Source organism: Erwinia sp. HDF1-3R (assembly GCF_039621855.1).
GTDB lineage: Bacteria > Pseudomonadota > Gammaproteobacteria > Enterobacterales > Enterobacteriaceae > Erwinia.
The window spans coordinates 941,235-952,156 of record NZ_CP155071.1 but is presented as its reverse complement, the minus strand read 5'-3'; the positions used below and the strand labels follow the sequence as shown (position 1 = coordinate 952,156).

Annotated in this window: 9 protein-coding genes and 1 riboswitch; of the genes, 6 read left to right on the top strand and 3 right to left on the bottom strand. The window is 58.9% G+C overall.

Annotated features, from left to right (window positions below):
* The first annotated feature begins 2 nt into the window (after positions 1 to 2).
* Positions 3 to 1,442 (top strand): 3-isopropylmalate dehydratase large subunit, encoded by a 1,440-nt coding sequence (gene leuC / locus AAGR22_RS04265; RefSeq protein WP_345830486.1) that lies wholly within the window; start codon positions 3 to 5, stop codon positions 1,440 to 1,442.
* A gap of 11 nt (positions 1,443 to 1,453) precedes the next feature.
* Positions 1,454 to 2,059 (top strand): 3-isopropylmalate dehydratase small subunit, encoded by a 606-nt coding sequence (gene leuD / locus AAGR22_RS04260; protein ID WP_345830484.1) that lies wholly within the window; start codon positions 1,454 to 1,456, stop codon positions 2,057 to 2,059.
* A gap of 58 nt (positions 2,060 to 2,117) precedes the next feature.
* Here the strand turns inward: leuD and AAGR22_RS04255 are convergent, their stop codons facing one another.
* Positions 2,118 to 3,296, bottom strand: coding sequence for a sugar efflux transporter (locus AAGR22_RS04255; RefSeq protein ID WP_067709052.1), 1,179 nt, complete (start codon positions 3,294 to 3,296; stop codon positions 2,118 to 2,120).
* Between the two features lie 258 nt (positions 3,297 to 3,554).
* Here AAGR22_RS04255 and sgrR point away from each other — a divergent pair, with 258 nt between their 5' ends.
* The 4 genes from sgrR to thiQ all read left to right on the top strand — a co-directional run bounded on the left by sgrR (position 3,555) and on the right by thiQ (position 8,681).
* Positions 3,555 to 5,216: an HTH-type transcriptional regulator SgrR gene (sgrR, locus tag AAGR22_RS04250; protein ID WP_067709054.1), complete on the top strand. Its 1,662-nt coding sequence runs from the start codon at positions 3,555 to 3,557 to the stop codon at positions 5,214 to 5,216.
* 35 nt (positions 5,217 to 5,251) lie between these two features.
* Positions 5,252 to 5,381: riboswitch (TPP riboswitch) on the top strand.
* 42 nt (positions 5,382 to 5,423) lie between these two features.
* Complete coding sequence (thiB, locus tag AAGR22_RS04245; protein WP_345830481.1) at positions 5,424 to 6,410, top strand: thiamine ABC transporter substrate binding subunit; 987 nt, start codon at positions 5,424 to 5,426, stop codon at positions 6,408 to 6,410.
* A complete protein-coding gene (thiP, locus tag AAGR22_RS04240) occupies positions 6,386 to 7,996 on the top strand; it encodes a thiamine/thiamine pyrophosphate ABC transporter permease ThiP (protein WP_345830479.1) in 1,611 nt (536 codons plus the stop codon). Before thiB ends, thiP begins: the two co-directional genes overlap by 25 nt.
* On the top strand, positions 7,980 to 8,681 hold the full coding sequence (gene thiQ, locus AAGR22_RS04235) for a thiamine ABC transporter ATP-binding protein ThiQ (RefSeq protein ID WP_345830478.1): 702 nt from the start codon (positions 7,980 to 7,982) through the stop codon (positions 8,679 to 8,681). Before thiP ends, thiQ begins: the two co-directional genes overlap by 17 nt.
* A gap of 142 nt (positions 8,682 to 8,823) precedes the next feature.
* Here thiQ and AAGR22_RS04230 read toward each other — a convergent pair whose 3' ends face one another.
* Entirely contained in the window at positions 8,824 to 9,591 is a 768-nt protein-coding gene (locus AAGR22_RS04230) for a DedA family protein (protein ID WP_067709063.1), read from the bottom strand.
* 137 nt (positions 9,592 to 9,728) lie between these two features.
* The gene (locus tag AAGR22_RS04225) at positions 9,729 to 10,751 is read right to left on the bottom strand and encodes a hypothetical protein (RefSeq protein WP_345830475.1); all 1,023 of its coding nucleotides are present in this window, start codon (positions 10,749 to 10,751) and stop codon (positions 9,729 to 9,731) included.
* Positions 10,752 to 10,922 lie beyond the last annotated feature (171 nt).

The following is a 10,922-nucleotide window of genomic DNA, read 5'->3' as shown; positions in this document are numbered from 1 at the left end:
CGATGAAAACACTCTATGAAAAGCTGTTTGATGCGCACGTTGTGTACGACGCGCCTGATGAAACGCCGCTGCTCTATATTGATCGCCATCTTGTGCATGAGGTGACGTCCGCGCAGGCCTTTGATGGGCTGCGCGCCCATGGCCGGCCCGTCCGCCAGCCAACAAAAACGTTTGCGACAATGGATCATAATGTCTCCACCCAGACGCGGGACATTAATGCCAGCGGCGAAATGGCCCGTATTCAGATGTCGATGCTGGTCAAAAACTGTAATGAATTTGGCGTCCGGCTGTACGACCTGAATCACCCCTTCCAGGGCATCGTTCACGTTATCGGGCCTGAACAGGGCATGTCTCTGCCGGGTATGACCATTGTCTGCGGCGACTCGCACACTTCGACGCACGGGGCCTTTGGCGCGCTGGCATTTGGTATTGGCACCTCGGAAGTCGAGCATGTACTGGCGACGCAAACGCTGAAGCAGGCGCGCGCCAGGACAATGAAAATTGAAGTGATCGGTGAGACACCGCCGGGCATTACCGCGAAGGATATTGCGCTGGCCATTATTGGCAAAACCGGCAGCGGCGGCGGTAACGGACACGTGGTGGAGTTCTGCGGTGAGGCGGTTGAGCGGCTCAGCATGGAAGGCCGTATGACGCTGTGTAATATGGCTATTGAGCTGGGTGCTAAAGCAGGCCTGGTCGCACCGGATGAAACCACCTTTCGCTACGTCAAAGGGCGCCAGTTTGCGCCGGATGAACAGCAGTGGGACGCGGCCATCAGCTACTGGCGCACGCTGAAAAGCGACCCGGGCGTGGCGTTCGACAAGGTGGTCACGATCAACGCGGCGGATATCGCCCCCCAGGTAACATGGGGAACCAATCCGGGCCAGGTGATTGCCGTAAATGAATGCATCCCGGATCCGGCGACGTTTAGCGATCCCATCGAGCGCGCATCGGCGGAAAAAGCGCTGGCCTATATGGACCTCAAGCCCGGCATCCGCCTGAGCGACGTGCGTATTGATAAGGTTTTTATCGGTTCCTGCACCAATTCTCGTATTGAGGATCTGCGCGCGGCGGCCGCGGTGGTGAAAGGTCATAAAATTGCGCCGGGCGTACAGGGCTATGTCGTCCCCGGATCCGGACCGGTGAAGGAACGGGCCGAGGCCGAGGGACTGGATAAAATTTTTCTGGCTGCCGGTTTCGAGTGGCGCCTGCCCGGCTGTTCGATGTGTCTGGCGATGAATAACGACCGCCTCAGCCCCGGCGAACGCTGCGCCTCTACCAGTAATCGTAACTTCGAAGGGCGTCAGGGCCGCGGGGGGCGGACGCACCTCCTGAGTCCGGCCATGGCGGCAGCGGCAGCGGTAGCGGGTCACTTTGCCGATATTCGCGACCTGCCCGACTCGGCGGCAACCGCTACCATCCCAATGCAGTTATTACCTTAAGGAGAAGCGCAGTGGCCACTCAATTTACCCGGCATACCGGCGTCGTGGTGCCGATCGATATCGCCAATGTCGATACCGATGCCATTATCCCTAAGCAGTTTCTGCAAATGGTCACCCGGACCGGGTTTGGGCGTAATCTTTTCTACGACTGGCGCTATACGGATGCCGCCGGGCAAATCCCCAATCCGGACTTCGTGCTGAACAAGCCTGAGTTTGCCGGTGCCAGTATTATGCTAACCCGTGAAAACTTTGGCTGCGGCTCGTCGCGGGAACACGCCCCCTGGGCGCTGGCGGACTATGGCATTCGGGCGATTATCGGCAGCGACTTCGCGGACATTTTCGCTAATAACGCCTTCAACAATCAGCTACTGCTGGTTTCGCTCAGGGAAGAAGAGGTTGACGCGCTGTTCCAGCAGGTTGCCGCTCAGCCCGGCATCCGCTTTACCGTTGACCTTGAACGGCAGCAGGTGGTTGCCGGGGTGCAGCAGTATGCCTTCAGCATTGACGGCTTCCGCCGCCACTGCCTGCTCAACGGGCTGGATAATATTGGCCTGACGCTACAGCACGACGCGGAAATTTCAGCTTATGAAGCTCAGCAGCCGGCCTTTCTGCGCTAAATAGCCGTACTCACTGGCGCATGACGCAGCCGGGTACGCTTCTGCGCGCCCGGCCGCGCTACACGTCTTTCACCCTGGCAGACATCACCAGCGACGCCAGCAGCAGGGCAAGCGCCGCCCAGTAGACCGAGTAGTGGCCAAAGTTTTCAGCCATGACGCCCTGGAGCACCCCGGCCATAATCACCCCGGTAGAGATACTGTTGGTAAACAGCGTGGTTGCGGCACCCGGCCTGCCGGGCATCAGGTCCTGGAACCAGAGCATGCCTATCCCGGCCACGATGCCAATAAATATCGCGTTGAACAGCTGTAGCACCAGTAGCGCCGTGCGCGACTGAAACAGCACCATGCCGCCATAAAAAACAATACCGGCCACCAGCGCAAACAGCATCATCTTCCGCTTACCGAAGCGCTTAACGTAATATCCCGCCAGCAGCATCGCCGGGATCTCCAGCCCGGCCGCGACGCCCATCAGCAGTCCCGCAAGGCGATCCGGCAGCCCCAGCACGCTGCTGATATAAAGCGGCATATCAATGATATACATAGTGTTGCTGGTCCACATCAGCAGCGAGGCGATAAACAACAGCCTGATATCCAGATTCTTCCAGCCGCCAGTTTGGGTGATCGGCACCTCTGCGGGCTGCTCAACGCGTGGGACGGAGGGCAGCGTAAATGCGATCAGCGCCAGGCAAAGCACAAACAGCCCGGCGGCGATGATAAACATGGTGGTAAAGCCATAGTTAAGCGCCAGGGCAAAGGAGAGCGGCGGCCCAACGACCCATGCCAGCGACAGCTGCGCACGCATTACCGAGCTGAACATCACCACTTCCCGCGCCGAACTGTCAGCGTACTCGCGGGCGAGAGCAAAAATCTGCGGCATTGAGACGCTGGCGATCGCCGACAGCAGCACGCCGCAGGTGACCAGCGTCAGATAGTGGCGGTTAAACGCGAACAACAGCGCGTTCCCCACCGCCATCAGGCAGCAGAACATAATTAGCCTGCGCCGATCGCCGCGATTGTCCGAGCGTTTCGCCAGCAGCAGGCTGACGGCAATACCGGCCACGGCATTGATGGTATAAAACAGGCCAACCCACAGCGGGCTGACGTGGACTTCCCGACTCAGAAACAGGCTGAGCGTCGGTGCCTGTAGCGCGCCCGCCACCCCCACCATAAAAGAGACGGCCATAAAGGCAAGATAAACGGGGTTAACACCGCGACGACGCGTGAGAAGCGATTTCATACCTGGTCCTTCAACAACTAAAGGTCGACGCGGCACGCGTCAGACAAACAGGAAGCATAGGTTAAAAGTGGCACTAATGAAAAAAGCCAGCGGCTTTAAAAGCCCGCTGGCTGGTGAAATTGCACCATACTCAGATTCAAATTTCACAGATGGTCGAGCGCCATTCAGAGAATACCTCCCGCTCTTCCATCTTTTACCATTATCGCTTTAATATAGGGCACGAAAAACAGACAGCTTTCAGGCGAGAGTTCCCCTTTTATGTCTTCACCCCGCTTACAGCAGCAATTTATTCGTCTGTGGCAGAGCTGCGATGGACAGCCGCAGTCGACCACCCTCGGCGAACTGGCGGAGCAGCTGAGCTGTTCACGCCGGCATATGCGTAACCTGCTGAATGCAATGCAGCAGGCGGGCTGGCTGGCCTGGCAGGCGGAGCCGGGACGGGGAAAACGCGCCCGCCTGAGTTTTCTCTATACCGGTCTGATGCTTCAGCGGCAGCGGGCAGAAGAGCTGCTGGAGCAGGATCGTATCGACCAGCTTGTCCAGCTGGTTGGCGACAAAGACACCGTGCGGCAGATGCTTGTCTCCCACCTTGGCCGCAGCTTTCGTCAGGGAAAACACATCCTGCGCGTGCTCTATTACCGCTCCCTGCTGAATTTATTGCCGGGTACGCCGCTGCGTCGTTCTGAAACGCACCTTGCAAGACAGATCTTCAGCAGCCTGACGCGGATAAATGAGGAAAATGGGGAAATCGAACCGGATATCGCCCATCACTGGCAACAGGTATCCCCAACCCACTGGCGCTTCTTCCTGCGTCCCGCCATCCGCTTTCATCACGGACGGGAACTGGAGATGGCGGACGTGATCGGCACCCTGCAACGGGTACAGCCGCAGCCGCTCTACTCGCATATCCTGCGGATTGAATCATCTACGCCCTGGACGCTCGATCTCCATCTGGCCTATCCCGACAGCTGGCTCCCCTGGCTGCTGGGCAGCGTCAGTACCATGATCCTGCCGAACGAGTGGCCCACCCTGCCCCATTTTTCCCGCCAGCCGGTCGGCACCGGCCCCTATGCCGTGGTGGGCAATCAGCAGACCCGGCTGCGCATTAAGGCCTTTGACGACTACTTTGGCTACCGGGCGCTGATTGATGAAGTCAGTATCTGGGTACTGCCGGAAATCAGCGAGGAGCTGGTCTACTCAGGGGTCAAGCTACAGGGTTCGACGCTTGACGAAAAATCTGAGGAGAGCCGCCTCGAGGAGGGCTGCTACTTCCTGCTGTTCGATCAGCGTTCAGCGAACGGCCGCGATGAGCAGATCCGTCGCTGGGTGAGCAGTGTGCTAAACCCGATCGCCCTGCTCAACGGATCGGAGCCGGGCTACCAGCGCTACTGGTTTCCGGCTTACGGCCTGCTGCCACGCTGGCATCATCGCCGCGACATGGCACCGCTGGCAAAGCCCGATGGGCTGACCTCACTGACGCTCACCTGGTACAACGATCACATTGAGCACCAGGGCATCGCTAACACGCTGGCCCCGCTGCTGGCAGCACAGGGCGTTGAACTGCTGACCCGCCAGGTCGATTACGACACCTGGCACCGGGGAGATGCCGAAAGCGACATCTGGCTGGGCAGTGCTAATTTCACCCTGCCACTGGCGTTCTCGGTCTTCGCCCTGCTGTATGAGATCCCGCTGGTGCACCACTGTATCTCCATTAACTGGCAGCAGGATGTCCGGCGCTGGCGAGAAAACAGCCTGCCGCTGGCCGAATGGAGCCAGCAGCTGCTTGCAAGCGGTTATTTGCACCCCCTTTTTCACCACTGGCTGCTGCTGGAAGGCCAGCGCAGTATGCGCGGCGTACGGATGAATACGCTGGGCTGGTTCGACTTCAAATCTGCCTGGTTTGCACCGCCGGAATCATGACGCTTTCGCCCGGGCGGGGAAATCACTAGAATAGTCCGTTCTCAACGGGGTGCGAAAAACCACGCTCTTATCACGCTGCTCGCGCAGCCGTTTTTTTTCGCTGAGACAGACCCGTCGAACCTGATCCGGCTTGTACCGGCGTAGGGATTTGAGAGTATTCTCCCGCTCAGATCCTTTGCGACCCCCTAACCTGTTAAGGAACGCAAAGTGTTAAAAAAAGTGCTGCCCCTGCTGGTCCTGATCTCCCTCCCTGCGCTTGCGGCAAAGCCCCAGCTAACGGTCTATACCTACGACTCTTTTTCCGCCGAATGGGGCCCTGGCCCGGCGATTAAAAAAGCCTTCGAAGCGCGCTGCGGCTGCGAACTGAAATATGTTGCGCTGGAAGATGGCGTCTCGCTGCTCAACCGACTGCGGATGGAAGGCAAAAACAGCAAGGCCGACGTGGTGCTCGGGCTGGATAACAACCTGCTGGATGCCGCGCAGAAAACCGGCCTGTTTGCGCCCGCAAAGGTCGATACCCATAGCATAACCCTGCCTGGCGGCTGGCATAACAGCACTTTTGTGCCCTACGACTACGGCTGGTTTGCCTTCGTGTATGACAAGACCCGGCTGCAAAACCCACCGAAAAGCCTCAGGGAACTGGTCGACAGCGATCGTCCGCTTAGGGTCATCTATGAAGATCCGCGCACCAGTACGCCGGGCCTCGGGCTGCTGCTGTGGATGAAAAAGGTCTATGGCGACAGCGCGCCGCAGGCATGGCAGAAACTGGCGCAAAAAACCGTCACCGTCACCAAAGGCTGGAGCGAAGCCTATGGCCTGTTCCTGAAGGGAGAAGGCGATATGGTGCTGAGCTACACCACCTCCCCGGCTTATCATCTGATCGAAGAGAAAAAGAGCCAGTACGCGGCGGCGAACTTCCAGGAGGGGCACTACCTTCAGGTCGAAGTGGCCGGGCAGCTAAAGTCGAGCAGGCAGCCAGAACTGGCGCAGAAATTTATGCAGTTTATGCTGGATAAACCCTTCCAGCAGAGCATTCCCACCGGCAACTGGATGTATCCGGTGGTGAAAACCGCCCTGCCAGCCGGATTTGATACGCTGACCATCCCGGCGAAGACCCTGACGTTCACGCCGGAAGAGGTCGCCAGCCAGCGCAGCCAATGGATAAGTGAATGGCAACGCGCCGTCAGCCGCTGATCACCGGCTGGATGGTGCCTGGCGGTGTGGCCGCCACGCTGCTGGTTGCAGCGGCGCTGCTGGCCTTTACCGCGCTCTGGCAGAATGCTCCGGCGATAAACTGGCGTGACATCTGGGATGATGACTATCTCTGGCACGTCCTGCGCTTCTCCTTCGGGCAGGCGCTACTGTCGGCGGCGCTGTCGGTTATCCCCGCCATCCCCCTTGCCCGTGCGCTCTACCGCCGCCGCTTTACCGGCAGACGTACGCTGCTGCGCCTTTGCGCCATGACGCTGGTTCTGCCGGTCCTGGTCGCGGTATTTGGCATTCTCAGCGTCTACGGCAGAACGGGCTGGCTGGCCCAGCTCTGCGCCCTGCTTGGCATTAATTACCACTTCTCCCCCTATGGCCTGCAGGGCATCCTGCTGGCGCACGTCTTCTTCAACCTGCCGCTGGCAGCCCGTCTGTTTTTACAAACGCTGGAGCTTATCCCCGGCGAGCAGCGACAGCTGGCGGCGCAGCTTGGGCTGCGCGGCTGGAACCATTTTTATCGCGTGGAGTGGTACTGGCTGCGTCGGCAGATCCTTCCTGCGGGTGCGCTGATTTTTATGCTCTGCTTCGCCAGCTTTGCCACCGTACTGTCGCTGGGCGGCGGGCCAAAAGCGACCACCATCGAGCTGGCGATCTTTCAGGCGCTGAGCTTCGATTACGATCCTGGCCGGGCGGCGCTGCTGGCGATGATTCAGATGGTCTGCTGCCTGGGGCTGGTGATACTCAGCCAGCGGTTGAGCAAAGCTCTGCCCTCCGGCAGCAACAGCATTGCGGGCTGGCGCAATCCCGAGGACAGCCTGCTGGCAAAGCTGGGCGACGGGCTGGCTATCGGGCTGGCGCTGCTACTGCTGCTTCCGCCGCTGCTGGCGATCGTGGCGGACGGGCTGAACGCCGGCCTGCTGACCGTGCTCCGGCAAAAGCCGCTGTGGCTGGCAACCCTGACCTCGGTACGTATTGCGCTGGGCGCGGGCATGCTTAGCGTGATCCTGACGGTGATGCTGCTGTGGAGCAGCCGCGAGCTACGTCTGCGTCAGCATCCGGGATGGGGCGAGTCACTCGAACTGAGCGGAATGCTGATTCTGGCTATGCCGGGGATCGTGCTGGCGACCGGCTTTTTTCTGCTGCTGAACCAAACGGTCGGGCTGCCCCAGCAGGCTGACGGCATTATTATCTTCACTAACGCGCTAATGGCGATCCCCTATGCGATGAAGGTGTTGGAAAACCCGCTACGCGATATCGCTGAACGCTATAACCGTCTGTGCCTGTCGCTGGATATTCGCGGCTGGAATCGTCTGCGGCTCATTGAGCTGCGCGCGCTCAGGGTGCCGCTGGCGCAGGCTCTGGCCTTTGCCTGCGTACTCTCCGTCGGTGATTTTGGCGTGGTGGCGCTGTTCGGCAACGACGATTTCCGCACCCTGCCGTTCTACCTCTATCAGCAAATTGGCGCTTACCGTAGCGCAGACGGCGCGGTTACCGCCCTGCTCCTGCTGATGCTGTGCTTTTTGCTGTTCACCCTGATTGAAAAACTGCCGGGACGCCATGCTGACGCTGACTGATTTGACCTATCTCTATGACCACCTCCCGATGCGCTTCACGTTCAGCATGAAAGCGGGCGAAAGGCTGGCGGTGCTTGGCCCCAGTGGCGCGGGCAAAAGTACCCTGCTCAGCCTGATCGCCGGTTTTCTTCAGGTGGACGGAGGCAGCCTGCTGATTAACGGCGAGGAACAGCGCCTTGCGCCCCCCGCGAAACGCCCGGTTTCGATGCTGTTTCAGGAAAATAATCTGTTTCCCCACCTGACGGTGGCGCAGAATATCGGGCTGGGGCTGCATCCGGGGCTGAGGCTGAATGAGCAGCAAAAGCAGACGCTGCGCAACATCGCGCAGCGCGTCGGTTTGCAGGATTATTTGCAACGTCTGCCCGGCGAGCTTTCCGGCGGTCAGCGTCAGCGTGCGGCGCTGGCGCGGTGCCTGGTGCGTCAGCAGCCGGTGCTGCTGCTGGATGAGCCTTTTTCAGCGCTGGATCCGGCGCTGCGCAAAGAGATGCTCCAGCTGGTGGACGAGGTTTGCCTTGAGCGTAATATTACCCTGCTGATGGTGTCGCACAGCGTCGGGGACGCCGCGCGCATCGCCCCCCGCAGCGTGCTGGTGGTGGACGGGAAAATCTACTGGGATGGCAGCACCCGTGCGCTGCTCAACGGCGAGGTCGCCGAGGCGGCGGTGTTAGGGATTGCTCTGCGCTGACGGGATGCCGGAAATGCCGACATCTCCCTCAGCCACTAATAACGCCCTGCCGCAGCGGTATCACCTTCATCCGCCGATAAACGCGTGCCACAGCGACATCACACTCAGCCGCCGATAAACACGTGCCACAGCGGTATCACACTCAGCCGCCGATAAACACGTGCCACAGCAGATGGCGGAAAACCGGCATCATCGGGTGGAACTGGATAGCGGTAAAGCTGGCGACGGCAAGCAGCAGCATCAGCGGTGCCAGCCAGCGCAGGCGGGATGCGGGCAGCCAGGGTGTTGCCCAGTCGGACTGCTTTTTCGATCGCATCCAGCGCCATCCCAGCCAGCAGCCCAGCCAGACCACCACTGCAACCGCCAGCAGCAGCCATTTAAAGCTGCCGCTGCTGGCGTCTTTAGGAACGTCAATCGCCACCCCCGCGAGGATACCCGGCAGCAGATAGAGCGGCGGCCACAGCACGCAGCCAATGATATTCGGCGGGATAAACTTCTTAACCGGCAGTTCAAGCATGCCGGCCACCAGCGGGATCAGCGGCCGCGTCGGCCCCACGAAGCGCCCCACAATGATGGTGAACATACTGTGCTGATGCAGCGCATGTTCGGTTTTATCCATCATTTTCTGATGCCTTTTGATAAACGACCAGCGATGCAGCGGCCCCTTAAACTGCCAGCCAATCAGATACGAAATCCAGTCGCCAATCAGGCAGCCCAACGTGCCGACTGCCCAGGCGGGATACAGCCCAATCTGTCCGCTGCCAATCAGCGCGCCAAAGGAAGCCATCAGGACCGTGCCGGGTAGCAGCAGGCCGACCAGCGCCAGCGACTCGAAAAAGGTGATCACCCCAATAGCCAATAGCGAAAAGGCCAGTGATTGCGTAACAAGGTGTTGCAGCCAGGCTTCCATACAACTCACGTTCTGTTTAATTGAGGACGGATTGTCCTGAGCCTCTCCCGATCCGTCAAGAGCTGTTTTGTATGCGAATGCGGATGCCGACGGGCGGGCCCCCTTCGCCCGTCGGCATGGCCCCCCGTCGGATACGCTTAATGGAACAGATGCGGATGCAGAGAGTAATGGAGGATGTAATAGCTTATATAGGCAAAGGCGAACAGCAGCACCAGCGTGGCCAGGAATCCGAGGGTATTGGTCAGGGGTGTGGCAAATACCGGCTGCCGTCTGGGGGTAAAGGTAACGGCTATCAGCGGCACGACAAACAAAAAGTGCCCGATAAAATCAACCGTACCAAACGGGATGATAGCGGCCAGCACCAGCACGGCCAGTGCGCCCAGCGAAATATAACCCGCCAGCCTGCCGGTCAGGATATGCCAGGCCAGACAGAACTCCACGAATCCGGCGGCGCGAACAAAAAATTCCCAGTCGATACCCATGGTCAGATAGGGGTGTCCGGTAAGCAACTGGTCGAACAGCGCGGGCTGCATAAACTTTTCTATGGCCCCCCACAGGAAGGAGTAACAGAGCGTCAGACGCAGCAGCTCAATTTCTCCCCCCTGCTGACCGGGCTGACGAAAACTCTGCATAATCAGGTAGACCGCCGTTCCAACGAACACCAGATAATCCAGCATGTGGAACGTCCCGTACAGCTGCACGGCATAGCTGTAGAGAAAAAGTATGCCCAGACCGGCAATAATACTGGTTCTGCGGTGAAAGGCGGTGAGCGCGATAAGAAAATGCACGTAGCGCAGCGCCGGATTATCCGTCACTAACTCTGGCGTCAGCATAATGTAGGGGAACAGCACCGTCAGCGTCAGAAAGAAAAGGCCGGTACCGTAACGCATGATATAGGGCGCCATCCTTTCCAGCGCCGTTAGTCGGTTTTGCCAGCGAGGAACGTCAACCGGCGACGGCCAGCGGCGATCCAGCCAGGAGGTGACAAAAATAGCCGCCACCGACAGTAACAAAAGCACCCCTATCTGCGGTTCGCTGAGCAGGTCAATAATCGACTCAGGTTCTTTAGTGGTGTCAAACTGCACAAACCATTTCACATGGGCAAAAGCGCCCGGCGAGAAAGCAAACAGCATGAATAAGTAGCGGGGACTCATCTTCATGGTGATTCTCCTGAGAGAGGCGGGTGAGACATATTCAGGCGCAGGCATTATGATTATTACAGAGTTATCAAAATTTATTTTTAATTTACGTATTAGTAATTTACGGACCTACCAGCCTTTACTTTAGCCGCAAACGTTCGCGGACTCTCCCCACCCGTTAACCCGGACTGA

Excerpts from the sequence above, each read along its gene's own strand:
- thiP (WP_345830479.1), top strand. The coding sequence starts at position 6,386 with ATGGCAACGCGCCGTCAGCCGCTGATCACCGGCTGGATGGTGCCTGGC.
- sgrR (WP_067709054.1), top strand. The coding sequence starts at position 3,555 with ATGTCTTCACCCCGCTTACAGCAGCAATTTATTCGTCTGTGGCAGAGC.
- AAGR22_RS04255 (WP_067709052.1), bottom strand. The coding sequence starts at position 3,296 with ATGAAATCGCTTCTCACGCGTCGTCGCGGTGTTAACCCCGTTTATCTT.
- AAGR22_RS04225 (WP_345830475.1), bottom strand. The coding sequence starts at position 10,751 with ATGAAGATGAGTCCCCGCTACTTATTCATGCTGTTTGCTTTCTCGCCG.
- leuC (WP_345830486.1), top strand. The coding sequence starts at position 3 with ATGAAAACACTCTATGAAAAGCTGTTTGATGCGCACGTTGTGTACGAC.
- thiQ (WP_345830478.1), top strand. The coding sequence starts at position 7,980 with ATGCTGACGCTGACTGATTTGACCTATCTCTATGACCACCTCCCGATG.
- AAGR22_RS04230 (WP_067709063.1), bottom strand. The coding sequence starts at position 9,591 with ATGGAAGCCTGGCTGCAACACCTTGTTACGCAATCACTGGCCTTTTCG.